This is a genomic window from Salinigranum rubrum, from assembly GCF_002906575.1.
Lineage (GTDB): Archaea > Halobacteriota > Halobacteria > Halobacteriales > Haloferacaceae > Salinigranum > Salinigranum rubrum.
Genome location: NZ_CP026313.1, coordinates 69,593 through 95,038, shown reverse-complemented (window position 1 = coordinate 95,038; position 25,446 = coordinate 69,593). Strand labels below are relative to the sequence as shown.

21 protein-coding genes and 4 pseudogenes are annotated in these 25,446 nt (G+C 57.6%); 13 read left to right on the top strand and 12 right to left on the bottom strand.

Translation table 11 applies throughout. The annotated features are described in order from the left end of the window. Positions 1 to 3 precede the first annotated feature (3 nt). The 6 genes from C2R22_RS24260 to C2R22_RS24235 form a co-directional block, all read right to left on the bottom strand. The gene (locus C2R22_RS24260) at positions 4 to 1,386 is read right to left on the bottom strand and encodes an MmgE/PrpD family protein (protein WP_103428321.1); all 1,383 of its coding nucleotides are present in this window, start codon (positions 1,384 to 1,386) and stop codon (positions 4 to 6) included. Between the two features lie 182 nt (positions 1,387 to 1,568). Beyond that, positions 1,569 to 1,784, bottom strand: a complete 216-nt coding sequence (locus C2R22_RS24255) for a hypothetical protein (protein WP_103428320.1) — start codon at positions 1,782 to 1,784, stop codon at positions 1,569 to 1,571. 31 nt (positions 1,785 to 1,815) lie between these two features. Next, positions 1,816 to 2,121, bottom strand: a complete 306-nt coding sequence (locus C2R22_RS24250; protein ID WP_103428319.1) for a hypothetical protein — start codon at positions 2,119 to 2,121, stop codon at positions 1,816 to 1,818. 206 nt (positions 2,122 to 2,327) lie between these two features. Next, positions 2,328 to 3,431 (bottom strand): zinc-dependent alcohol dehydrogenase, encoded by a 1,104-nt coding sequence (locus C2R22_RS24245; RefSeq protein WP_162562664.1) that lies wholly within the window; start codon positions 3,429 to 3,431, stop codon positions 2,328 to 2,330. A gap of 127 nt (positions 3,432 to 3,558) precedes the next feature. After that, positions 3,559 to 4,917, bottom strand: a complete 1,359-nt coding sequence (locus C2R22_RS24240) for an aldehyde dehydrogenase (protein WP_245903122.1) — start codon at positions 4,915 to 4,917, stop codon at positions 3,559 to 3,561. A gap of 205 nt (positions 4,918 to 5,122) precedes the next feature. Further along, the gene (locus tag C2R22_RS24235) at positions 5,123 to 6,478 is read right to left on the bottom strand and encodes a CapA family protein (protein ID WP_103428317.1); all 1,356 of its coding nucleotides are present in this window, start codon (positions 6,476 to 6,478) and stop codon (positions 5,123 to 5,125) included. A 119-nt stretch (positions 6,479 to 6,597) separates the two neighbouring features. On the opposite strand from C2R22_RS24235, the gene C2R22_RS24230 reads away from it, so the two are divergent. Beyond that, complete coding sequence (locus tag C2R22_RS24230) at positions 6,598 to 6,981, top strand: hypothetical protein (protein ID WP_103428316.1); 384 nt, start codon at positions 6,598 to 6,600, stop codon at positions 6,979 to 6,981. A gap of 29 nt (positions 6,982 to 7,010) precedes the next feature. Here the strand turns inward: C2R22_RS24230 and C2R22_RS24225 are convergent, their stop codons facing one another. Then, complete coding sequence (locus C2R22_RS24225) at positions 7,011 to 7,478, bottom strand: thiamine pyrophosphate-binding protein (RefSeq protein WP_103428315.1); 468 nt, start codon at positions 7,476 to 7,478, stop codon at positions 7,011 to 7,013. A 288-nt stretch (positions 7,479 to 7,766) separates the two neighbouring features. Between C2R22_RS24225 and C2R22_RS24220 the strand changes: the two genes are divergently transcribed. Then, the gene (locus tag C2R22_RS24220; protein ID WP_245903121.1) at positions 7,767 to 8,639 is read left to right on the top strand and encodes a cyclase family protein; all 873 of its coding nucleotides are present in this window, start codon (positions 7,767 to 7,769) and stop codon (positions 8,637 to 8,639) included. A gap of 34 nt (positions 8,640 to 8,673) precedes the next feature. On the opposite strand, the gene C2R22_RS24215 is transcribed toward C2R22_RS24220, so the two are convergent. The 4 genes from C2R22_RS24215 to C2R22_RS24200 all read right to left on the bottom strand — a co-directional run bounded on the left by C2R22_RS24215 (position 8,674) and on the right by C2R22_RS24200 (position 12,092). Next, a complete protein-coding gene (locus C2R22_RS24215) occupies positions 8,674 to 10,386 on the bottom strand; it encodes an AMP-binding protein (RefSeq protein ID WP_216824877.1) in 1,713 nt (570 codons plus the stop codon). A gap of 10 nt (positions 10,387 to 10,396) precedes the next feature. Beyond that, positions 10,397 to 11,239: an NAD-dependent epimerase/dehydratase family protein gene (locus C2R22_RS24210; protein ID WP_103428312.1), complete on the bottom strand. Its 843-nt coding sequence runs from the start codon at positions 11,237 to 11,239 to the stop codon at positions 10,397 to 10,399. A gap of 61 nt (positions 11,240 to 11,300) precedes the next feature. Further along, the gene (locus C2R22_RS24205) at positions 11,301 to 11,687 is read right to left on the bottom strand and encodes a LeuD/DmdB family oxidoreductase small subunit (RefSeq protein ID WP_103428311.1); all 387 of its coding nucleotides are present in this window, start codon (positions 11,685 to 11,687) and stop codon (positions 11,301 to 11,303) included. A gap of 114 nt (positions 11,688 to 11,801) precedes the next feature. After that, the gene (locus C2R22_RS24200) at positions 11,802 to 12,092 is read right to left on the bottom strand and encodes an aconitase family protein (RefSeq protein ID WP_103428310.1); all 291 of its coding nucleotides are present in this window, start codon (positions 12,090 to 12,092) and stop codon (positions 11,802 to 11,804) included. Between the two features lie 496 nt (positions 12,093 to 12,588). On the opposite strand from C2R22_RS24200, the gene C2R22_RS24195 reads away from it, so the two are divergent. The 6 genes and pseudogenes from C2R22_RS24195 (at position 12,589) to C2R22_RS24165 (ending at position 20,684) form a co-directional block, all read left to right on the top strand. After that, on the top strand, positions 12,589 to 14,721 hold the full coding sequence (locus C2R22_RS24195) for a (Fe-S)-binding protein (protein WP_103428309.1): 2,133 nt from the start codon (positions 12,589 to 12,591) through the stop codon (positions 14,719 to 14,721). 93 nt (positions 14,722 to 14,814) lie between these two features. Continuing rightward, on the top strand, positions 14,815 to 15,939 hold the full coding sequence (locus tag C2R22_RS24190) for a Gfo/Idh/MocA family protein (RefSeq protein ID WP_103428308.1): 1,125 nt from the start codon (positions 14,815 to 14,817) through the stop codon (positions 15,937 to 15,939). Between the two features lie 191 nt (positions 15,940 to 16,130). Then, a complete protein-coding gene (locus tag C2R22_RS24185) occupies positions 16,131 to 16,604 on the top strand; it encodes an MFS transporter (protein WP_162562663.1) in 474 nt (157 codons plus the stop codon). A 297-nt stretch (positions 16,605 to 16,901) separates the two neighbouring features. Then, on the top strand, positions 16,902 to 18,311 hold the full coding sequence (locus C2R22_RS24180; RefSeq protein ID WP_103428306.1) for a CapA family protein: 1,410 nt from the start codon (positions 16,902 to 16,904) through the stop codon (positions 18,309 to 18,311). 126 nt (positions 18,312 to 18,437) lie between these two features. Next, positions 18,438 to 19,358 (top strand): annotated as a pseudogene (locus tag C2R22_RS25505) (CapA family protein). 330 nt (positions 19,359 to 19,688) lie between these two features. Beyond that, a pseudogene (locus C2R22_RS24165) lies at positions 19,689 to 20,684 on the top strand (IS630 family transposase). A 113-nt stretch (positions 20,685 to 20,797) separates the two neighbouring features. Here the strand turns inward: C2R22_RS24165 and C2R22_RS26785 are convergent. Further along, positions 20,798 to 20,992 (bottom strand): annotated as a pseudogene (locus C2R22_RS26785) (hypothetical protein); the annotation flags it as partial. 121 nt (positions 20,993 to 21,113) lie between these two features. On the opposite strand from C2R22_RS26785, the pseudogene C2R22_RS26780 reads away from it, so the two are divergent. The 5 genes and pseudogenes from C2R22_RS26780 to C2R22_RS24135 all read left to right on the top strand — a co-directional run bounded on the left by C2R22_RS26780 (position 21,114) and on the right by C2R22_RS24135 (position 25,441). After that, positions 21,114 to 21,348: pseudogene (locus C2R22_RS26780) on the top strand (hypothetical protein). Between the two features lie 6 nt (positions 21,349 to 21,354). Then, positions 21,355 to 21,777 carry a hypothetical protein gene (locus tag C2R22_RS24150; protein ID WP_103428303.1) on the top strand — a complete coding sequence of 141 codons (423 nt, stop codon included), beginning with the start codon at positions 21,355 to 21,357 and terminating at the stop codon, positions 21,775 to 21,777. 30 nt (positions 21,778 to 21,807) lie between these two features. Continuing rightward, the gene (locus tag C2R22_RS24145) at positions 21,808 to 23,544 is read left to right on the top strand and encodes a hypothetical protein (protein WP_103428302.1); all 1,737 of its coding nucleotides are present in this window, start codon (positions 21,808 to 21,810) and stop codon (positions 23,542 to 23,544) included. Then, entirely contained in the window at positions 23,541 to 24,377 is an 837-nt protein-coding gene (locus C2R22_RS24140) for a hypothetical protein (RefSeq protein WP_103428301.1), read from the top strand. Before C2R22_RS24145 ends, C2R22_RS24140 begins: the two co-directional genes overlap by 4 nt. Positions 24,378 to 24,379: 2 nt before the next feature. Then, complete coding sequence (locus C2R22_RS24135) at positions 24,380 to 25,441, top strand: hypothetical protein (protein WP_103428300.1); 1,062 nt, start codon at positions 24,380 to 24,382, stop codon at positions 25,439 to 25,441. Positions 25,442 to 25,446: the final 5 nt, after the last annotated feature.

Sequence of the window (25,446 nt, the reverse complement as noted above, 5' to 3'; positions counted from 1 at the left end):
CCGTTATTTGGTGACGAACAGTTCGAGCAGTTCACTTACGTCGTCGAGTTCCTCAAGATTCCGGATGACGTCGGCGATTTGTTTGCGACGTTCGTCGGAGTAAACCTCGTCGCCAAGGGAAGCGAACTTCTCCTCGATCTGATCAAACGATAACGGCTCTCTCGGGTCGCCTGTCGCGTACTTGCGGTGGTGGTCGTACGTTTCTCCGTCTGTCGTCTGGATGGTGACTGTGACGGGATAGCTCTCAGGCCAGTACTGTTCGAATTCCTCGCGCTGTTCGAACGTGATGCGGTCCATCATCTCGCGAACGTCGTCACTTGCGATCCGTTCCGGCGTGAATTGGCCGAGACCGAGTTCGCGGTCGAGGATCGAGACGGCGGTGACGTATGGCAGGCTGTGATCGGCGGTCTCTTTGTTTTCGGGGTGGGTTCGTGGCGTGTCGCCCATGCCTTCGACCATGTCTTCGAGCAGCCAGCCGAACGTCTCGACGTGAACCGACTCGACTTCTTCGGGGTGAATGTCGTTTTCGGTCACGAGTTCGAGTGTCGTCTGGATTGGTGTGTTCATGACGTACGCTGCAGGATAGCGTTTGATACAGGCGCCCTCGAGGAGGTACTCCTCGGGTGGTTCCGAGAAGAGTGCCTCGTTCCCACCGCCAGCCAGCATCTGGAGATAGCCTCGGTTCCCTTCGATGATCTTTTTCGGTCCTGTGAATCCCTTTCTGGCAAGTTTCGCCGCCTCGACTCCCCGCTCGGCGGCAAAGCCAAAGGCGGGCGCTTTGATCATCGAGATATCCCCGACTCGCAACTCACCTAGGACCACAGAGCTGCCAGCGATCCCGACCGCATTGAGCAGCTGCTCGTTGTCCAGTCCCATGAGCATCCCGGCCGCGATCGGCGAAGAAATGTGTGCTGCCGACGTGTGGTCCCATCCGACTTCAGTGAACGTCGAGACCTTCGGTGCTTCGTACAGACGGAGTTGAGCCTCGTAGCTCCCGACAATTGCCTCAACGAGTTCTTTGCCACTCGCGCCTTCGTGTTCCGCGACGGCCAGTGCCAGTGGAATATTCCCACTCGGATGGCCCGCGTCACCGGCCGAGGACCAGTACACGTCGTTGATATCGAGATACCGTGCGTAGGTGCAGTTGATTAGTGACGCCCCTTCGATAGAGACGGAATCGGTCTCGCCGAGGATCGTCGCCTCGTCGCCGCCGCGCTCTTTGACGTATTCTCGAACAATCTCACAGGGCTCAGCCCCATACCCACCGACCGAACAGGCCAGCGTATCAAGAACCAGTTTCTTGGTCGCCCGGATTGTCGAGTCCGGGAGCGATTCATATTCGATCGAGTTACAGATCTCTACGAGATCCGCTGTGGCTCCTGCCATGGGTTAATTCAACCGATTGCGTACTATTAAGCATGGTGGATATTCACGTTGTATCTGTCCCGATTGGGTCTTATCACTTCTTTCACGACTTCTGTCGTGCTGCCTGAGAATCTGACGGGATACCTCTCACTGCGAAATGCATCACCCGTGTACGACCAGTATCGCTCCTCCGACGAAAACACTCAAACCGATTGCAGTCCATCCGGTAACGACTTCGAGACGGGGACGATACCACCCGAGAGAGCGAGCTTTCGGAATATGACCGCGATCGCTGCGAACAGTGCGCTCCTGACCGGATAGAGTACGACGAGAAGTGAGCGATCAGCACGCTCTGCCTGCGTGCGTACGTCCTTCAAGAGCGCGATGATACCTACGACGATGGCGAGGGTTCCAAGCATCGTGAGGTAAGTGATCGTCGCCCAGCACGATCTAGGCGAAGAGGGCCCTGAACAGTGGTGAGACGGCGTTGATCAAGAGTGGCTTCCCGGGACCGAGGTGCGCGATCCCGAGAAAATATAGTGATCGGCACACGATCGAGCCGATGACCGCACCAATCCCTGCGTACGCGATTCCCAGAACCGGAGTGTTCACGAACCCGGTGGTGACAGCGGTGAGAAGCAGGAAGATTGGTGAACTGATCGCAAGGAAGAACCCGGGGAGTACGGCGAACGAGCCGTGTTCGAGGCCGCGACGCAAAAAGATACTCGCGGTGCCGATCAGTAGCGCAAAGAGCAAAGCGAAGGCGAGTTCTACCCCGAACGAGAGTCTCCGTAGACAGATGGTTCAGACGCTTTTGATCCCGAACCATGCCATTTCACGTTCGCAGCAAAGTGGACCCGAGCGTCTTGCCGGACGACAGTCGATATTCGCGGTGTTTCAATCTGTCTCGTACACCGTCGTCGACCGTCCATTCCCTCGTAGACCACGGTTCAGGCGCCTGATTACGGCTCGATCACGACTTTGATCGGCGGTTCGTCCACATCCTCCTCACCCATGACCGTCTTGATAGCTTTCTCCGCATCGTCGAGGTCGAAGACGTGTGTCACGAGATCCTCTAACGGGTAGTCGGTCTCTTCGATAAATCGCATTGCCTGGCGTGCGTGCGGAATTCGATGCGACCGGAAGTTCTCTATCGTCACGTCTCGCGAGATGAGACTATCGAATTCGACGGGAGTTTCGACGCCTGCGCCACCCTGTCCGATCATGACGACCGTCCCTTCTCTCCCGACCACGTCTAGCGAGTTCTGCATCCCCGCTGGATGTCCAGTCGTGTCTAGTACTCGCGGGGACAGCTTGCCGTCCAGCACGTCCCGGACTTCGTTTTCCAGTGGTCCATCCAGCTCCGATACATTGATTGTCAAGTCCGCCCCGAGCTGCTCCGCCATCTCCAGTCTGGCCTCGTCACCGTTGACGCCGGTTATGATGATCGGCGACGCACCGGCCTCTTTGGCGGCGATGACTGCACCGAGTCCCTGTGGACCCGGCCCCTGAATGACGATGGGATTCGCAAAGAGATCTGCGCCTTCTTGCGTCCAGCGAATGCTATTTCCAAGCACTGCCGGACCGAGAATTGCGGCTTCCGGGGTAACGGAGTCGGAGATTTTGATGACCGAGGAGACGGGCGCAATGTACATGTACTCGCTGTAGCTTCCCCAGAGGTGAGGTGGCTCGGTCGACGGAACCGTAATGCCGTAGTTTCGTCCATGCTCGCAGAAGATCGGGCCGTTCGTAAAGCACTCTTCACACTGGCCGCAGGCAATCTGCGGGCGCGCGACGATCCGGTCGTCTACATCGACGTGGTACATCTCTCGCGCGTCGTCGCCGATCTTGGCGACGCGCCCGACCATCTCATGGCCGGGGATGACGGGGAGTGTTACGTCCGCCCGCTTGTGCTCGTAGATCTTTGGATCAGTGCCACATACGCCAGTCATCTCGACTTCGAGTAAGAGGCCGTCTGTCCCGACCTCGGGCATATCGAACTCTTGGATAGTGATGTGGCCCGGTTCGTCGACTACTGCCGCTCTCACTGATTCAGGGAGTGCCATAACCTTGGCACAAATGACCACACCATAGTACATAAACGTTCCGGAGGTATTCCCCGGAAACGGTTGTTTCAGTCGCTGTGAGCGACCGTTCTTGGCATTCGATCCCTTCGAGAAAAATATCCAGTGATCAGATCAACTTGAACGGATCGCTGACAATTCCTTCGGTCTCGATCCAGACGCTCTTTCGCTGAATGTACTGCTCGATGGCGTCTTTCCCCTTTTCGATCCCGATCCCGCTCTTTTTGTACCCGCCCGAGGGCGTGGTGAACGACGACTCGCGGTAGGCGTTCACCCACACGACACCGGCTTCAAGTTTCGAACTCACCCGTATCGCGCGCCGGACGTTCTCGGTCCAGACGCCAGCGGCGAGCCCATACTCCGTGTCGTTCGCAAGCTCGATGACTTCCTCCTCATCTTCGTAGGTAAGAACGCTGAGCACCGGACCGAAGATTTCCTCCTGTGCGATGCGCATGTCGTTCTCGACGCCGGTGAAAATCGTTGGTGCGTAGAAGAGTTCGCCCGAGAGATCCGTTCGTTGCTCCCCGCCGGTCACGAGCGTCGCTTCTTCTTTGCCGATGTCGACGTACTTCTGGACTTTCTCGAACTGGCCGTCAAAGGCGACCGGCCCCATCTCGGTATTCTCGTCTCGGGGATCGCCTAGAGCGAGCGATTCGGCACGCTCTACGAGCCGATCGACGAATTCGTCGTGAATCGACTCGTGGAGGAACAGCCGCGACCCAGCGATACAGGTCTGGCCGGTTGCGGCGAAAATTCCTTTGACTGCACCGACTACCGCGTTGTCGAGGTCGGCGTCTGGAAATACGATATTCGCGCTCTTCCCACCGAGTTCGAGCGTGGCGGGAATGATGTTCTTCCCAGCGGCAGCGCCGACTTTGCTCCCGGTGTCGGTGCCGCCGGTAAACGCGACTTTGTCGATGTTGTCGTGTGTCGAAAGGGCGGCACCGGCATCGCCGTATCCGGTCACCACATTCAACGCGCCAGGTGGGAAGCCGGCGTCGAGGGCAAGTTCGGCCAGCATGATCGCCGAAACGGGCGTGATCTCCGAGGGTTTCAGCACTGCGGTGTTGCCGGCCGCGAAGGCAGGTGCAAGCTTGTACGTCGCCAACATGAGCGGCGAGTTCCACGGGGTGATGACACCCACTACGCCGTATGGTTCGGTGAGCGTGAAGGTGAACATTCGCTCTTTGTCAGACTGGATCGTGTCGCCGGTCACCTTATCGGCGAGTCCGGCGTAGTAGCGGTACCACCCGGGTAAGGACTCGACCTGTGAGCGCATCGCACTCAGGAGCTTCCCGTTGGCCAGTGTTTCGGCCCTAGACAACCGGTCGATGTTAGCTTCGATCTCGTCGGCCAGCGCGTCAAGTAGCTCGCCCCGTTCGGTTGCCGTCAGCGACTGCCACTCGTCGCTCTCGTAGCAGCGCCGAGACGACGCGACTGCTCGGTCGATGTCTTCTTCGCCGCCCATCGGAACCGACGCCCATACGTCGCCTGTGAAAGGAAACGACACCTCCAGTCTGTCCCCGAATCGGCTTGGACGTGTTCTCCGTCTATCAGCATCTCGTACGATTCCGGCTCCGCTGGGATGTCCACAGATACCATGGTTCATACGTATGAGTGAGATGTTTATATCCATTATGATTGTTCTGCTCTCGCTATGGCCCCTCTTGTCCTCAGTCGGCTGAGATAACGCCCCGTCCGTCTTCGAAGCGAACGTCGGTCCCGTACGCCGCTGATTTCTCCGCGATGTCATCGATGATCCGCTCTGCTACGTCTCCAGTCGCTCGCTCTGGAATACCGACGTTCGCGGCAGACGGATCGGCGGGCCAATAGCCGGGGTACACCTCGATCCGGCTCAGTTCGCCATCTTCGAACGTGCAGACGGGGAGGACGTTACCGGTCTCGGAACCGGCCATCGACCCGCCGGGAGGATTGATGACGCCGAGCCACGGTGTATCCGCGCCCGGACCACTTCCTCCCTTCCGCGCCGTAAAGCCCTCGGAGGGTGTCGCGTCCGCGGGATGGCCGGGCAACCCATCTTCGAAATGGTCGTAGAAGTCCGCTGGAAGACGCTCGACTGTGTCGTTCATCCGGAAGAAATCGCCCGGATCGTGGAAAATCGGCCGTCCCTTGTAGAGCTCGATGCCGCGAATCGGCGAGTGGGTTCCCTGCACGACAAACACGTCAGCGCCGGCGTCGATACAGGCCTTCGAGACCGGCGAGACGAAATCTGCGGGGTCGCCAACGTCACCGCCGGGCTGGAACTCGTGGGTGTGCAGGTGCGCGATGACGAAGTCAGCCTGCGTGGCCGCGTCACTGATCGCACGGAGGTTCCCTTTCAGGTCGCCTTCGTGGGGGACAGTCGTCTCCGCTCGACCGTCTGCCTCCTCTATGCGGAGACGGGTGTTGTGCAGGCCCGCTGGATTCAGTTCCAGCGCACCGTCGCCGGCGTCGTTGATCCACCAGCCCAGCGCGTCTGCGATTTGCTGGATCTGTACTTTGGTGTCTGTGTCGACGACGTGGTGATAACGGAGCGGGTTGACGCCGGGTCGACCAATCACGTCCGGCCTCGACTGCCCCGCACGACTCCAACGGGGATACGACGACGACATTGAGACCAGTGCGACCCGTTGCTCTGGGATCTGGAAGTACGCGGGTGCCCGCGCGTCCCCGAGGTTTTCTCCCGTTCCGGCGTGGGCGATCCCGGAACGGTCAAGCACTTCCCACGTGTTCGCCAGGGCTCCATACGAGTAATCGAGCGCGTGGTTGGACGCGTGTGAGACGACATCGATCCCAGCCCAGGCGAGCTCGTCGGCGACATACTCGGGCGAGGCCATCCATGTCCCGCCAGCCTCTGCTGCAGGATAGGCGTCATCCCGATCGAACTCGTGAATCACCGTCTCCAGGTGGGTGAATCCAATATCTGCTTTGCGGAACTGCTCGACGAGTGCGAGGAAGCCCTCGCGTTCACACGTCGAAATACGTCTGTTGATGATTGCGTCTCCCGAGAGTGCTAACGTCGTCTGCATCGGTGTCTACATCCTCGTTCGCACGTGTTATGAAACTGTGTCCTCCTCGCAATAGTTAACGGCCCTCCATTCGTCGACGTTTATACAGTCTGTTTCGAACGACACGGCTACCGCTACACATGCGAGACACTGATTCCAGTCCTCGATCCGCTTCGCCTCCCCCGGGGTACCACGAAGACGACCCCTACGAGGGCGAAGACTTCTCGACGTATCCGGCGCGGTGGCGCAACTACATCGAAGAGTTTCCAGACCACGGCCTCCGGCCGTATCGGCCAACACGGTTCAGTGATGGTGCTTACGTTCCCGTGGTTATCGACTCACTTGAGGCCGAGCTTGGCGTTGATATCCGCGTTCGGTCGACCCGCAAAACGGGAGTGAGTGGGAGTTTCTCGTCGACGGGGAACCAGTCGTCTCTGCAGTACATCGGCGTGAAGAGCAGGGATACTCCAAGATACATGGTATCTAGTTACACCCTCTGGAAGGCCGTTCACGAGAGTTTGTAACCCGGCGCTTTGAGGATGCAGAAACCGAGTCAGGGCGTTACGTAGATAAAGCCGTCTTCGACCACTACCTCGTACGTCGGGACGATGTACCAGGGATCGTCGACGCTCTGGACGACGACCGTCGTTTCGATAGTCGATTCCAGATACGTCTCCTGTTTGAACCCCTTGGTGTCGTATCGAGACGAGACGGCCGAACTGGGAACGAGTACCATGAGCTTTGATCCCCGCTTTTTCGCGGTCACCAGCGACGTGCCTGTCTGGGCAATATCCGGTCCTCTGCCGACGACGCAGACACTGATGTCGTCCGATGCGCGAGTGTATCTGTCCACTATCGCCATTGCACCCTGCTCGTGTCGCGAGTGAATCGTTCTGATCTCGTCGCCCCACTTCTCTTCTATCTCGGCTATCGATCCCATGAAGTCGCCGGAGAGCAGCGTAAAAAGGATGTCAACGTCTTCGAATCGCAGCAATCGAATCATCGCTTCACGCGCCTTCATCGCTCATTCACCAATGTCGCTACCAGTAGAACTCGGTCACTCATGAGCCACCCATAGCGAGAGAGATGATACTCTTATTAACGATTGAGTATCCGTGCCTGGTCCGATCGACACCGATGATCGTCATCTCTGCGGTACCAATCGTCTTCATTCGACGTACTCGACCACCGATACTTATTTTGCTCTCTCCTCGGAATCTGAACCCTAATGACCGAAAAGTTAGTCGACATCTTACAGAACGCTCCCAGCAACTGGGGGAAGTGGGGCGACGCCGACGAACTCGGTGCCGTGAACTACCTGACCAACGAGGCGGTGCTCCGAGGCGCCCAAGCGGTCGAGACGGGCGACGTGTACGCGCTCGGCACGCCGATCGGTCGGAAAGCGGGGGATCCGAAATCACCATCGCGACAGGGCGCCCAGCACTTCATGGCTCGTGACGAGGGCCACTACGAGGCTGGCAAAGTCGAGTCAGCATCGGACGACTACATGAACTGGGCTGACGACGTGCTCAACACCTACCTCCACGGGACTACCCATATAGACGCGCCAGGGCACGTGTGGTACGACGGGCAGCTCTACAACGGGTTTGACGCGACCACGACGAAGGGCGGACTGGACCGCTGCGGGATCGAACACGTCGCGGACCACGGCGTCGTGGGGCGGGGCGTGCTGATCGACATCGCACGCCACCGGGGCGTCGATCACCTTGGCCGCGGTGAACGGATCGAACTTTCGGAGCTACAGGAATGCCTCGACGCGGAGGGTGTAGAACTCCAGAAGCGTGACATTCCGATCATTCGGACCGGCTGGATCGAGGCTTTCTACGACGGCGGTGTTCCGACCGAACTCGAAAAACTCGACGAACCGGGGCTCACCTACACCGACGCCGTCGCCGAGTGGTTCCACGAAATGGAGATCCCCGCCTTCGGGACCGATACGATTGCCAACGAGCAGACGAACTCGGAGGAGACCAGCTCTCGTCTCCCGCTCCACCCCGCGCTGATACGCGATCAGGGCATCCTCTTCAACGAGATTCTCAAACTCGACGAACTCGCTAACGGGTGCGCGGAGAACGGAACATACAGTTTCCTGTTCGTCGCCTCCCCATTGAAGATTCTCGGTGGTACTGGATCGCCAGTCAATCCGACTGCGATTACGTGATCAAGTTCGATTTCAGACTGGTGGGCCGTGGGCGCTATCTCGTGACCGGGTCCATATCGAGTTGCTCCGCCACATCCTCTCGAAGTTTGTATCGCTGAATCTTTCCGATCGCGTTTCTCGGGAATTCGTCGATAAGTTCGAGCCGCTCGGGAAGACGTTGGGTAATATATCCACGCTCAGTGAGGTAGTTGATTACCTCCTCGAACGACGGCGGAGTGGCCGGGTCAGCGGGACGAACGTACGCGCACGCCCGCTCTTGCAATCTCTCGTCGGGCATCGCTACGAGTGCGACCTCGCCAACGCTCGGGTGATCGCGGAGATCCGCCTCAACCTCACGAACGGGGATATTCTCACCGCCGCGGATGATTACGTCTTTCAGCCGTCCCTCGATCGTCACGTACCCGTCGTCGTCGATAGATGCCTTGTCGCCAGTCTTGAGCCAACCGTCCGCCGTGAACGACGCGGCGGTCCGCTCGGGGTCGTCGTAGTACCCGAGAAAGAGAAAAGGTCCCCGGACCTGCAGTTCGCCGGTCTCCCCGGGGAGCGCCGCATCGAACGTCTCCGGCGACGCGATGCGAACCTCCATCCCGTCATACGGTCGGCCGTCTTTCGTCCGTAGTGCTTCCGTCGGATCTGTCGGGAAATTGATTGTTGGGAGGGTATTCTCCGTCTGTCCCCAGCCGCGACACACCGTCAGGTTCTCGAACTGTTCGTGGGCCTCCTGCACGGCCTCGGGTGGGATCGGTGCACCACCGGTCATCATTAGTCGGAGACTCGATGTATCGTATTCCTCGAAGTTTTCAGAGTTCGTCATGTCCGTGAGGAACGTCGTCGCGCCGGCCGTGTACGTGGCTCCCTCGGATTCGATCCATTCAAGCGCGCGTGACCCGTCCCACTGTTCCTGGAGGACGCAGGCTGTCCCCAACATAAAGGCCGCCCGATAGCCGTTCTGGATCGCCGTCAAGTGTCCGATCGGTGACGGTGCGAAGATCACGTCGTCCGAAGTCAAGCCCAGCACGTCGATCTGGCTACTCATCGCGGACAGGAGAGTGTTCTCAGTGTGCATGACGCCTTTCGGCATTCCGGTCGTTCCCGAGGTGAAGAGGACGAGCGAAGTGTCGTTCGGGCCGACCTCCCGATCGTCCAACGTCCTGTGGTCGCTGTCGGTCTGCGCCGCCCAGTCCGTCTCGAACAGTGCTGTCAGACTCCGTGTCTCGTCGACCAGGGCCTCGCCGTCATCGAGGACAAATACGTTCTCCAGCGCGTCGAACTCGTCTGCGATCCCGCGGATCATCCGCTCGAAGTCGAACCCGCAGTGTTCTTTTACCGCAAAGTACGCGACGGAGTCCAGTTTATCGAGCATATACCGCAACTCGTTCTCTCGATAGATGGTAACGATAGGGTTCGGGATCGCGCCAGCCCGAATCGCCGCGAGGTGTACCACGACGCCCTCAATCCGGTTCGGGAGTTGCACCGCGAGCATGTTGTCCGGTTCGACACCGTGAGCGACCAATCCGAGCGCGACGTTATCCACGGCGTCGGCGAGTTCCGCGTAGGTATAGGTCGTTCGCTCGTCCACCAGAGCGACGCGGTCGGGAGTGTCCGTAGCGGAGTCGGAAACGTAGTCGAGGATAGTCTTGTTGGGCCACCAACCATTTTCGACGAACGACTCGCACTTCTCAGGTGTCCACAAAGACGGTCTCATGGCTTCAGATATGTCCGTCCAGTACTTGAAACTACCCGCCACTCAACCCTTGCTACGTCGGCGGAGCCTCCCAGGTTTCACCGTTGTCTTGCGGATCGTAGCCGAGGACCTCGCGGGCGTGATCGATGTCGAACCACCGCCGATCGTTGTCGCTGACGCCGTAGAATACGTCGAACTCCACGGAGTCGTCTTCGAGACAGCATTCAACCAAGTGGGCGTGATCGCGCCGGGAGTGCCACATCCCACGAATGCGAGCGACCTGCATCGCATATTCGTCGCTGTCGCGCTCCCAGTCGCCACGGTCGACGCCAGCCTCGGCGTGCCCGAACGGATGGTCGTACTCCCGATCACAGACGGTGCAGATCCGAAGCGCGTAGAACCTGACCCTGTGGGACTCGGCCGCCAGCCGACCGAGTCCTTCGCCGTACAGCTTCTCAGCCCCGTAGACAGAGTCGGGGCGGGGTTGTACCGTATGATCGACAATCAGATCGGAGTCCGGGAAGTAGATGTCGGGCGCGTTCGCCACTTCGTACATGCCGACGGCGTGATTCGACGACGCCCAGATCACCGACTCGACACCGGCGTCAACTGCCGCCCGCATGACGTTCGCGTGTATCCGGATATTCTTCCCGTGTGCCTCGGTCCACTCAATCGTTCGGTCTCGCGAGTGACCGGTTTGTAGCGGCGTGTTCGCGAGGTGAACGACTGCGTCTTTCTTGTTTAAGTGCGGCCGGATTGCGTCGTACTCAGCCACGTCTGCCACGACGGATTCGACGTTCGAGTCAGAGTGGTCGTCCAGATCGAGGCTAGTAAACGAGTAAGCTGGACGATCAGCGAGGTGATCTGTGATTGCCGTCCCGACGGTCCCGGCGCCACCGGTTATGAGCACTTTCATACTGCTAAGTCACAGACACGCCGCTTTAACATTGTGGCGTGGCCCGTGACTCATTCGTCCCTCACTCATCCCGTAAGGAGGTCCGACCACCGTCGAGATACCCATTCCACCCGCCCACATCGAGGATCGACCGTATCTCCGCCTGCAATGATTCGAACTCGAACGCCTCACCGGTAGTGGCGTTTCGAACGACGCCATCGGCGAGATCGATGTCGATCACGTCATCCTCCGAGACGTGCTCACTGACGCCGCAACACGTAACGACCGGCAGGCCAATCGCGATGGCGTTCCGGTAGAATATTCGTGCGAACGACTCCGCCACGACCGAGACAATCCCAACGGTTCTAATCACCTCGGCTGTGTTCTCGCGGCCGCTGCCACAGCCGAAGTGTTCCTCTGCGACGATAATGTCCCCATCGCGAACGGTCTCGTAGAAGTCGGGCTGAATTGGCCCGAAGAGTGTTTGGCTGGCTTTCTCGACATTCGTGGAGGTTCGTGTGCGTGTCGATCGACAGGATCACGTCCGTGTTAATATCGTAGCCAAACGTGTTCGCTGTTCCTCTCATACACCCACCTCCCATGGATCGGTGATATGTCCAATTATCGCGGAGGCTGCGGCGGTTTCTGGACTGGATAAGTACACCTCAGCATCGTAGCTACCCATCCGCCCCTTGTAATTGCGATTTTGTGTGGCGAGACACACCTCGCCGGCGGCCAGTGCCCCCATGCTCCTGTCGTCGCAGGTCCCGCACGTGGAGTTCGTGACGATCGCTCTCGCCTCGGTAAAGACGCGAACGAGACCGGCCCGTTCGGCATGCGCGTAAATGTCGCGCGAGGTGGCCATAACGATCATTCTGACTCCGGGGTCGACTTCGGCACCCTTCTAGACGCTCGCGGCGGCCCGTAGAATATCGAACTTTCCGTTAGTACAGGAACCGACGAACACCTGATCAAGTTCAACCCCTGCCACGTTGTCCACGTCGACGACGCTACTGATTTCAGGTGGTTTCGAAACCTTCGGTCAAAGGCCACAGTCGTTCCAAAGTCGTGGGCCATCGCAATGTCAACATCACAGACGACGTGATAGCCGGGCGAGAGATCGTCTTCGCCGGACGCCTTTGCAAGATCGTATGTGTTTAGCCCGGACTGATCTCGTCACTGCCTCGTAGGAGGCGTTCAATGGGGGGCATGTACTGGCAGCAGAGATCTGGTGCGGCTCTGAGGGATGGGCTCCGATAGTGATTAAGAACTAACATACGAGAATGAGATGAGAGGCACTGAATACCGTCTACCGGTTATTCTTGTGGTAGATAGTAAGAATTAATTATATTGTCGGCTCGCATATATCTATGCATATCGTGTTACAGATTGGCAGTGAAATAACGCGGCCGACGTTCTGGTTGATCGGTCCAGTCGGGAAGGCCGTCTTCTACTATCTTGCAGCAGTCGCTATCCTCGTGTTTCTTGCGGGCGCATCCGAGCGAGTCAAGCGGTATACGAAAGGGGACGCTGATCATGCCGACCGACTTGATGACCTTCCGAGTCGGGTCGTGGAGAGTGCGCGAACGGTCCTTTCGAATAGGACGCTATTCGACAGGGATTTCGTCGGCGGTGTGATGCACCTGCTCGTTATGTGGGGTTTTTTGACGCTGCTGATCGCGACAATCATCCTCGGTATCGATATGGACCTTTACCGGCCATTGACCGGCGAGTCGTTTTTCATCGGTGACTTCTATCTCTCGTACTCCTTCGTCGCCGACGCGATGGGCCTGCTGTTCATCGTCGGACTGGGAATCATGCTGTACCGTCGCTATGCCGCTCGAAACGAGCGGCTGTGGGGGCACCACACGAGCCTCGAAGACGATCTGTTAGTATGGACGCTCTTCCTATTAGGTGTCGGCGGCTACCTCACTGAAGCCGTCAGAATCATCGGGCAAGACTTCCCGCCGTTCGAAACCGCGAGCTTCGTCGGGTGGGCCGTCGCGCTCATCATTGCTGCGGTCGGCGTCACGCCCGAACTGGCGCGTACACTCTACCCAATCACGTGGTGGGCGCACGCGCTACTTGCACTGGCGTTCATCGCGGCGATTCCGATGGGCAAGCCGTTCCACATGCTCTCGTCGTTTGCGAACGTGGTCACGCGCGACGGAGACGCCGGCAAACGTCTTCCGGGAATTCCTGCCGACCTCGACGCCACGAACGCCGAGACGATCGACGACTTCTCATGGAAGGAATTGCTGGATCAGGACGCCTGCACGAAGTGCGGCCGGTGTTCCTCGGTTTGCCCGGCTAAGGCGTCTGACCGGCCGCTCGACCCACGGAACGTCATTCTCGACCTGAAGACCTACCGGGAGGAGCGAGATGCCGGTGGCGAGGACCTTCCGATCATCGCCGACGGGGGTGCCGCTGTCATCGACGCGGCCACGATGGAGTCGTGTATGGCCTGTATGGCCTGCATGGATTCCTGTCCCGTTGAGATCGAACATCTGTCGAGCTTCACCAAGATGAACCGCCAACTGGTTGATCAAGGCGACGTGGATTCGAACGTCCAAAACGTATTCCAGAACGTGATGCAGCAGGGCAACACGTTCGGAGATCAGGCTCGCGCTCGAGCCGACTGGACTGCGGAACTGGAGTTCGAAGTTGACGACGCCCGCGAGACCGAGGTGGAGTTCCTCTGGTACGTCGGCGACTATCCCAGCTACGACGACCGGAACAAGCAAGTGGCCCGCTCGCTCGCGAGGTTGTTCGAACTCGCCGGCGTTGAGTACGGCATCCTCTACGAAGACGAGGTCTACGACGGTAACGACGTACGTCGGATCGGTGAGGAGTTTCTGTTTCTCGAACAGGCTGGCACTCTGGTCGATACGTTCGAAGCATGCGAGTTCGAGAAGATCGTTTGCACTGACCCACATTCGTTCAACACGTTCAAAAACGAGTATCCGGAGGTCGACTTTGCTGAGTTCGCCGACGATCCAATGATGGCCTTCGAGATTGAGGAATCATGGGACGGCGCACCGGTATACCATTGGACACAGGTCGTCGAGGAACTCGTCGACGACGGCCGTCTGGGCCTTCAGGGCGATGAGCTCGCCTACACAGTCACCTACCACGACCCGTGCCATCTCGGACGGTACAACGACGAGTACGAAGCACCGCGCGAACTCGTCCGTGCGACGGGCTGCAAGCTCGTCGAGATGCCGCGGAACCGTAACGACTCCTTCTGTTGTGGCGGTGGCGGTGGCGGTCTCTGGACGGACTTCGACGACGAACCGAAACCGAGCGAAGAGCGGTTGCGTGAAGCCCTCGAAGATACCAGTGCTGGCGATGCCATCGAGAAGTTCGTCGTCGCCTGTCCAATGTGCATGACGATGTACGAGGACGGCAGAAAGACCGGCGGCTACGAGGACGAAATCCAGATCGTCGACGTAGCGGAACTCCTGATAGAGGCGGTTGAGATACGCGACGGACGGCAAGCCTGAACGTACATCGACCGTCGATTGATCGGGCCGCTGTCTGTCGGTCGAGATATCGGACAGCAGTACAGTTATGTGCCGGTCAGCGAACAGGAGTGTATGTCCTATCGAGTAGCCGTCATTGGTACAGGACCTGGACGAGAGTACGACATCAGCGGCCGCACGCACTCGTGGGCCTATCACCACGGCGACGGCTATGCGGGCCGAGAGGATAGCGAACTTGTTGCCTGCGTTGATCTGGTTCGTGAGTACGCCGAGCAGTACGCTCGGGAGTTTTCGATCCCAGAAGACGGTGTCTTCCGTGATCACGAGGCGATGCTTGACGCAGTGCGTCCCGACATCGTGAGTATCGCCACCCCGATCCCGAAGCACGCACCGCTCACTATCGACTGTGCCCGAAGTGGTGTGCAGGCGGTCCACTGTGAGAAGCCGTTTGCGAGAACATGGGCGGAAGCACGGGCCATGGCCCACGTGTGTGACCGTCACGACGTGCAGTTGACGATCGCGCACCAGAGGCGGTTCGGCGCGCCATTTCGGACGGCGAAAGTCCTCGTGGACGACGGTGAAATCGGGGTGCTCAAACGCGTCGAGATCTCCTACGGCAACTTCTTCGACCGAGGAAGTCACGCCGTGGATATGGCCGGCTACCTAGTCGACGAATCGCGCGGCTCATGGGTGCTGGGACAGGTCGACTACTCGAAGTCACACGTCAGGTACGGCGTTCCGGTGGCCGATCACGCATTCGTCAGCTGGCAGTACGAAAACGGCGTCCACGGCGTCACTGCGACCGGGGGCGGTGACGATCAGTTCGATACACCTCACGAATTCGACTTCTTCGACTGCTTCCTGCAACTTATCGGCACGGACGGCGAGATTGTGATCGACCGCAACGAGGGGCCGGCCCTGGAGATACGTCGAGACGGTGGCGGGTACGAGACGGTCGACGTCCCGGCAGAACAGCACGACCCATCGCTGGTCACTCGAGCGATCGACGACGTGATCGACTCGCTCAGCAGCGGCCGAGAGAGTACGCTCAGAGCGGCTAACGCCCTCAATACTGCCGAGATACTTTTCGCAGGACACGAGTCCTCGCGCCGACGTCAGCGCGTTGAACTTCCCCTCACCGGCGTCTACGACCATCCACTCGAAAGTCTGGTCGAATTGGGAGAGGTTTCTCCCATCTATCCTGATGATCGGCCGGCACATCCGGCGGACGAGCGGTAACGTGTCTCCAAGCGATCAGTTCTTCGGTGGGGGACCAGCGACCGTGTCCGCCCATTCAGACGCTCGCAAAGCAGAACCGGTTGCGGCCTGCTCGGATACATGGATTCTACCGACCCCGCTCACTACCTCTTTACCCGCGTCGCCGCACCCGCACGCGCCTATCATCAGAGACCCTTGGCCGACGGAAAGGGATGGATCCTTATCCTCGTGGGCGGCGGGTGGTTCCTCTCGATCAGCGTTCGGTTCGTTTATCCTGCTGTTCTGCCGTTCTTACCGAGGACGTCGCGCTTCAGGTTCTTCTGATCTTCGTCAATCAGGGCTTCATCGGCTTCTATCCGACGTATCTCGTGGAAGTCAGAGGGCTATCGCCGCAAGTCGTGTCCATAGTGTTCAGTTCGTACTCCGCACTCGTGATCTTCAGTCAGTCTGTGACCGGAATTTGCATCGGTCGGTTCGGCGCGAAGCTGACTGTCGGGATACTGACCGGCCTGTACGTTCTCGGCCTGATCGCGGTTGGGTTTGCACGTCCGCCGTTGCAATTCCTGCTTGTCACGGTCTTCTTGAGCCAGCGTCCCGGCACGTCAGTTGTCAACAACACCTTCCTTGCCGAGGTGCTTCCGGATGATATCGACGACTCAGGGGTCGGCCTCCTCAGAACCGTCTAGCTTCTCAGCGGTGCACTCAGCCCCGTCCTCGTCGGATATCTCGGTGATCTTGGGCAGTTAGCGGACGCCTTCATCCTACTTGCAGGTGTCTCCGCGAACGCCTAGCGCTATTCTACCCCGAATCCCAGCGCCAGTAGCAATCGCGGCTCGGCTGAGAATGGCTGTCACTTGCCGGCATGCCTGAGGGACACTAATTTGGTTACAGTATTTGGCTCGTTAGCAGAATGCTCTAAACTAAATACTACATACCTTTTACAATGGTCTTTATGATTGCGGAGATAGAAGTAACTACTATCTATGGTCAAAAGTAACAGTGATTTTACATTAACGGCCACAGGAGACGCACTGATTACCAAGCCAATCGATCCGTTTGTCGGAAAGCCGAGGTTCGATTCAGTCGTCGAGATATTACAGGATTCCGACGCGTCTATTGGACATCTCGAAGTCACACTACCCGACGAGGGAACCTACGCTACACCTCCGCGTGCGGTGCCCGATCGCCACCAGTACTTATCGGCCCGACCTGGCATCGTGCTGGGAGCAGATAGCGCAGTCCTCGATGACCTCTCGCGGATGGGCATCAACATGATTACGGGGGCAGGCAACCATGCTTTCGATTACGGCCACGCCGGTGTCGAAGATACTGTCGCTGCATTGCGGGAGAGTAACCACGTCTACGCGGGCATCGGAACCGATCTCTGGGAGGCACGGTCCCCGTCCTATCGTGACACCGGCAATGGTCGTGTTGCGTTAGTGAACACGACTACAAGCATGGCACCGGGAAGCGAAGCTGATGAACAGTCGCCACTCTCACCGGGACGCCCTGGGATCAATCCGTTACACGTGCGGTGGATCTACAAGCTAACGAACGAGCAGATCAGTACGCTCCAGGAAATCAGCGAAAGCGTCGGGATTGAGGATATAAAGGAGACGTGGTTATCTCGGGACTATCCCAGTTGGGAAGACGAGGATTACTTCTTTTTTATGAATTTGGCGTGTAAAGCAGTTGAGGATGTCGCTCATACGGGTATTGATTACCACCTCTACGAACCCGACCACCAAGCCGTCCTCGAACAGGTCAATATTGCTCGTGACAACGCTAACTGGGTTGTGATGGGATTACACACCCATCAGGGGCCATCTGGGACACGTAACGTCTCCGGGGTTCCCGACTTCGTTCGCGCATTCGCCCATGAATGTATAGACGAGGGGGCTGACGTGGTCGTTGGAACCGGACCACGGGTACTCAGACCCATAGAGATCTACAATGGTAAACCAATCTTTTACTCACTTGGCGCGTTCTTCTACCAGACCCAGCCAATTTCTCGATTACCGCCCGAGTGCTTCCGGTACTACGGTGTAGAAGACTTCGCCAGTCCACACGAACTATGGAAAACTCGGTATTACGACGATGATGGGACCCCGATCGGATACATGGGACGAAGCGAGTGCTGGGAAACTATCATTCCAAAATGCAAATTTATCAATGGGGAATTGAAAACAATTGAATTGTATCCAGTAGTCCTGAAACACGAGCGACATCCGGACCAGCAGGACTCTCCTGCATATGCCGATGACTGTCATGGCCTCCCAATGATAGCCGATGGAGAACGCGGTAAGGCGATATTGGAGAGATTAGCGTCCAAATCTGAAGAGTTCGGTACCGTAATAACTTTCAAAAATAATATTGGTATGATCAATTTGTGATTCTGATATATAAATTGTGGGGACGCACTGTCTAGTTGATGTAGTTTGAAAAGCGGGCAGGTCGTAGCGAGAAGTGTTCATGCGACTCGTTCCGTCGATACCTATATACCAACTGTCCGATGGATTATGTCAGAAATGACAGTTACGATCGCTGCAACTGGTGACGTTATGATCGACCGAGACGACCCGAACTCGATTTTCACACACGTGAGAGACCGGTTGCAAAATGCAGATATCACTCTCGGGCAACTCGAGACGGCGTATTCTCATAAGGGTCCTTGGACTCATCCGGTCCACGGGGCGCAATGCCGAATGATCCTCGAACTATCCCGTAATTCCCGCGCGGGATTCGACGTCATTTCACTCGCCAGCAACCACATCCTGGACTGGGGTTGGGACGCGGTTGAAAACTGTCAAAACCGTCTCCAAGCAGACGGCATCGAGCCGATCGGTGCTGGAGAAGATCGGGAGGCTGCCGCCCGTCCCGCCGTGATGACTCGCTCGGGTACTCGTATCGCCTTCCTCTCGTTTTACTCGGTCGCTCCCGACGGCTACTACGCGGCGGCTGGAAAGCCCGGAATCGCACCAATGCGGGCGATCACACACTATGAACAGGTCGAACCCGACTAGCCCGGCACGCCCTGTGAGATCATGACGTTTCCACGAGAATCGGATTTGGACTTGCTGGCCGAGAGAGTGGTAAAGGCGAAACAGGGGGCGGATGTTGTCGTCGTCTCACTTCACTGGGGCGTCCACTTCGTCCGCGCTCGTATCGCGGACTATCAGACTACGGTCGCGAGACGTGTCGTCAACGCGGGAGCTGATGCGGTCATCGGCCACCATCCCCCCATCCTGAAGGGAGTCGAGGTCTACCGAGACACACCGATCCTCTACAGTATCGGAAACTTCGCGTTCGACTTCACCGGCGGAGACGGCGACGAGGAGTACAACGCACGGCGTCAAGCTGTCTACGACTCACTTTTCCGACTACCGAAAACCAGTTTCAGGACAATTCCCGTTACAGCAGCATTGCGAACCTCGTCGTGACGGACGGAGGAATTGATCAGGTGAGCCTCACACCGGTCTGGATAAACGGCGACAGCGAACCGTGCCGGTGTCGCCGAACTCGCCGAGGGGGGCAGAGATTGTAGAGTATCTGCGGGCCGTCACGACCGAAGCGGGTCTGTCCACGTCGTATCGAGTCGACGGCGAGGAAATCGTGGTCGAATTGTAGTGCAACGATCGCAGTGAGTAAGCGACTCACTGTTCGGCTCTCGATTCCGAGTCTATACATCGTTTTCAAAATAGTTATGCGCGAGTCGTTTGCTCTACTATAGTAGGCGTTAGAACTTTCTACCCAAGTATTATTGGTCATTCATCGACCATCTTGACGAGATTTCTGTCGAGGAACTTCAACACGCGCTCAACAACGTTGAGGGAGATAAACCGACACAGCGGCAGACAGCAGCGGTTGCGTACAAAAACGGTGTCACACAAACCGAGCTTGCCGAGTGGTACGGTGTGCAGAGACGAACGATTTACAGTTGGCTCAAGCCGCTCGAACAAGAGCCGCTTGAGCAGGCTGTTCAGGACGATCATCGGTCAGGAAGACCGCGTAAACTCACCGAAAAACAACAGAAAAAATTGGAACGAATCCTTCAGCAGCTACCCACTGATGTAGGAATTGACGCGCCGGCGTGGACGCCGGCGCTTCTCGACGAATTTCTCGAAGAAACGTTCGACATTGACTACTCACTCCCCAGCTGTCGGCGGATAATGAAAGAAGCGGGATTGAGTTATCAGAAGCCTCGTCGAACAGCCGCCGAAACTGAGCCTGAGGACCGAGACAAGTTCCACGACGAACTCAAAAAAAGCGACGAGAGATGGACGCCACAGTAGTTTGTATCGATCAGACCATGAAATCTGTGCGAACCGAGGCGTGCCGCGTGGTTTCCGCACGGCACGCGGCCGTCGGTCGAACTTTCTGGTCAGCGTGACTGGACGTGCGTGCTTGGCGCGATCACCGAGGACGGTGATCGCTTCTTCTCCCGATTCGAAGAATACGTTACCGCCGAACACGCGAAGCATTTCATTCTCGCTCTGTGCGAAGAATTCCAAGGAGATCTAATCGTCGTCTTCGATAGTTCGCCATACTTCCGGGCGTCGGCCGTCACGGACCTAACGGCCCGTGACGACCTCGCCCTGGTGAGATTCCCGGCGTATTCTCCCGAACTCACTCCAGTTGAAGAGTGCTGGAGACAACTGAAAGACGCTCTCGGCAATCGATTCTTTGACTCTCTCGACGAACTAACCGCAGCGATCGACAAAGCACTCGATCGAGTTGTTGTTCCAAACATGAGCAACTATTTTTGATTGTTACTATAGTAACGATTTCGCGAGACGGGCTTGGCCATCACCGGAATAGACAATAGCGACAAGAATACCGAGATGTTCGGTGGCAATGGCGAACCGGGTGACCAGCTACCGCTAAGTCGAAGCGTGGACAGGTCGGATACCGGCGTCGGGTCGATCCCGTTCTTCAAGCAGTGGCGGAACTCCCGCGCCAAATCAACGTCGAAGCAAGCAAGATTACCGACCGGATACGTGAACAACTGACGGGCCTGCCGAGTGAGCGGAGTGACGCGATCGATGTGTCCGACGTCGACGGTGAGCACGTGTTCTGTTTTTAGGGTCCGCGAGAATCACTCCGTAACACTCACTAAATCCGGAACTTATTTAATATCAAGATGAATAACGGGCAGCGTAGAACACCATACAGTACGTGTATATGAATAACTAATTATGATAACCCGGCCAGTCACCATCGAAGACATCGATTATCTGTACCTGATGTGGAACGACCACATCAACGCCTCCACGCTCTCCGGGAGGAAATGGAAGTCCGCGATGTTGACCCCAACGACCTCCGCACCCTCCTCGAACGGGCCCGCGAGCAGGGTACACGGAAGAAGACATTGCCGACGAGACCAATTGGTACGTCGATTTGGTGGCACTGGTCGAAGACACAGAAGAATAACCCACTATGACGCAGGATAGTACAAGCTCCGAGACGTCTGAGAATCGCGCTGACAATCAGTCCACAGTAGTAAGTAAGGTCCCCAAACAAGCCGTTCTCACCGTTGCACTGCTGACCCTATTCGCTGTCCAACCCGCCGCGGCGCAGACTAGCGCGGTCTGCAGTGCGGATAACCTCCCCAGCATGATTGAGGGGTTCTTCCAGCTGACTACCGGACTCGGCATCGTCGGTCTTGCCGTGGTCTGGCAAGCGGACTCTCTCGTCGAGATGTTCACTCTCAACCCTGAGCAAAAGAAGGGGCTCAAACGCCACAAACGGTCGGCGATGAAATCCGCTGTTATCCTCGTCATCCTCGGCCCGCTGTACACGGTCGCAGGGTCGATGATGGGCCTCCCGCTGGCGCAGTGTGTTGATCTCGTCCCCTGGTAACCAGGTCACGTTAGCTAATCCACGAACTATATGGACCGAGACGTGTCCCTGCTGGTGGTTGCACTCCTCGTCACGAGTGTAATTGCTCCCGTCGCGACTGCCCGTCCACCGGCATCAGGCACTGATGATAACGGACTCAACAAAAACGAGTCCGCAACGCTCTGGTCTCGGGACACGGACGCCTTTGTGAATAACACCGAGTTCCAGCGTCGAACTGGTGACGACCGGACCCTCACGGGAGCACTCGCGAACGGGACCGACATCACGTTCAAACGACCGCCAGCAACCGCGGCCACCTGGACTCGAAACGACTTCGAGGATCTCCAGCCGGGTAGTTCCAAAACGTCCGTCTATCCCTCTCATGCGAATCTCTCAGACGGGGCGTTCATTCAGGACGCTCACGCAACTGTGTTCAGTGTGCATCCGTCGACTCGGGGGCACCTCACATCAGGTGAAACACCACTGTATGTCGCCCCCAACGGGACGCTCCGTGGGTTCGTCGACTATCGCGTTTTGATCCCGGAAGGGGACGATTCTGGAGCAACAACCGTCCAGTGGTCGCTGACTACCTCCGAGATCGAGGAGGTGCGTCTCACGAACGAAACCACGGTTCTCGCCAGCGCTGACGGGAGCCCTACGCCCACGTTCGACTACAATCTCTCTGGGAATCGAAACACGACACTCATGCTCGAGGCTGAAATCTCGGTCCAGCTGAAAGAAGTAAGACGCACTGACCACGGCACTCACACCAGCACCGACGTTACGTACCATACTGAACGCCGCAACGTCTCGGATTCGATTGACATCGAGGTGTACAACCTCACCGCGTACCCGTCGTACGCCGAGTATCCGAATGGTGACCATGGAATTGCGATGTTTCAGACTCGTCCGTGGCAGGGCTACACGCTCACAGAGGACGGGAATGTGAGCGTTCGCGGTGTCTGGCGGTTCTACACTGCGCGGGATACCGACTGGGACACGCTTGTGAAAACAAACGGGAGTACGGATGAAGAGATGGACTCAGACGCGCTCCCGGTCTACGTCCACGCGTATCCGTCGCGAATCGGTCCACGGGCAGAACCGGTGCGAGATGGACCGAAAATCCTCGACGTCTGGGGACCAACTCGACCAACTCCTGCTGACACAATTGGAGAAAACGTCAACGTCGAAGTCGTAAACCAGTCGTACACGTCGTCGTACGGACTGGCAGCTCGGGCCGACCAAGTCAACCGCGAGAGTGTGCACGTTGCTGGTATCGTCCGTAACGTGAACGCAACCGTCATCCAACCAGAGGCCGGAGCAGAGCGTCAGGTTCGTGAGAGCGCACTCACTGTCGAGGTGCTCGAACAGAACGAGAATCAGGCGACCGTTCGGATCGAGCTTCGTGATAACGAAACTGGCGCTCCGATCGTTCTCGGGGAGAACGATTCACGAGTCCAGCCGATCGGTGACCGCGCTCGTGCGGGATACGTCACTATTGCAGACCGGCGCGTCAGAACGAACGCTTCGGGTGTTGCCACGGTAACTCTCGATCAACCCGGCATCTACACCGCTCGCTATCATCCGGGGTCGTGGCTCGGACACAACCCGGCCTACGTGAGTGATACGGCGACCGCCCGGTGGCACCCACTCGGAACCATCGACGGCTGGTTCGCGTTCATCTTCGAGGTCGGCTGGCAGTTCATCCCCTTCTTCGTGATGTTCTACGCAGGACGCCGTCTCCTCCGAATGCTCGGCCCAGAAGACATCTTCCAACGAAACCCATGACCAGAAACCATCCACACATCAGTCGACGAAACGCCCTCCGAACAGTTGCAGGCGCGGCGCTTGCGAGCGTGGCTGGCTGTCTGAACGACGGTGGTAGCTCCGGAACCCCCGGTGACGGGACAGCCACTACAAACAGCCAGGGGCCGCTCACGCGAGTCGCCGTCGAGGGAACGACGCTCGTCGTCGAGCTCTCGGCAGAAGCCGACGTCGACCAAGTCAACCTCATCCAGCCGAACGGAGAGCTGTTCGGAAAGCGTGACGTGGCTGCAGGGGCCCGACAGGTCTCGTTCGAGATTGGAACCGCATACGAGCCCGGCGAGTACCGCGTGGTCGGTCTGAAAGGGGAGGAGAGAGTAGCAGAAAGTACGAGGGATATCGAACCGGAAATCCAGATTCAAGACGTTGGACTCTACCGAAACAATCCCGACAAACCGTGGGATGAGATCTACGGAGACACAGAGACAGACCGGTTGAAGAACGGCGAAGCGTTCGTTACCGTATCAAACGCTGGCACAGGCCCAGATGCGATTGTTGAGCTCGTGTTCTCTGGAGATGTTCCGAACCCCATCGAAGATCCCCGGGGAAGCGGGATGTACGAAACAGAGCAAGTGGTTGTTGCCCCCGGAGAGACAGCAGATATCTTCAGCAATTCGTTCCCCTTTGGCTCAGAGTCTGAGAAAGGAATGGGGTGTTCGCCTGACGGAAATAGCGGACAATTCACCGTTCTCGTTGAGTCAAGGGTCAACGGGAACGAGAGTGCGAAAGCGTTCGATGTGGAGTACTCTGGATCTGAGGAGATGAGTGATTGTGAGGTCGCAATCGCGGAGGCCTGACGATGGTTGACTTGATCGACGTCGTACTGGAAGGGTTCAAAGACGTCGTTGAGTGGGTTATCGGTCTCTTCATGGATGGGCTCCGGTCAGGGTATCAGACCCTGACTGAGGCGATGTTTGGTACACCAACGCCACAGACTGATGGAACGTTCATTTTCGGTGACCCAAGCAATGCACCGTGGCCAGCGATTCAGGATGGACTCGTTGGTGGCGAGATCATGCTCATTGCTCTACTCCTGCTCGTAATGAGTGTACAGGGCCGCCATACCATTCGAATATTCAACGTGGGTAGTGCCTACGAAGCCCGAAAGACCAAGAAAACTGCATGGGTCGGTGCTTTCCTTATCATCACATGGTACTGGATTGGCGCTCTTACCCTGTACCTTGTAGATGGGTTCACCATTGCCCTAATGCCCGACCTCTCCTCGGTATCTGCAGCGATGCTACGGTTCTTGGGCGTCTCTATTACCAATCCAGGTCTGGGGCTATTATTCGCCCTCTCTGGTGGTATCTCGATGTGGGCGTTGGAAGCCCTCTTCTACATTCGCGAGATCCTGCTCTACGTCTACCTGTACGGAATGCCGATTGCGTTTGCTCTATCCTATGGGAATATTCCCGTCATTTCTGAGATTGCGATGGGTTTCGCTAAGCGATTTGTTCCTTTGGCTGTCCTACCACTTCCAGCAGCAATCGTACTCAAGGGATACGACCTCATCTATGCTGGAGGCTCACTAACGCCGAGTACCGAGTTTCTCAAGTACCTCGTTGCTGCGTCTCTCCCGTTCGTCGCTCTCTATGTGACCTGGAAGACGTTCAAGTACGCGACTCCGCTGACTGCAAAGGTCGTCGGAGGCGCGACGAAAGGGGCGGCACTCATCGGTGGAGTCGCAGCGGGTGCGTACGTCGGTGGCACTGGCGTCGCGACGACCGCGGCCCGTTGGGGACCAAAGGCAGCTGCTGGTCACGCTGTCGCGCAGAAAGCCGCAGCTCGAGGAGAGAATAGTGACGAAGAGAACAGTACGCCGTCGTACCGGCGGACCGAGAACGACCCTGGAATCTACTAAGCACC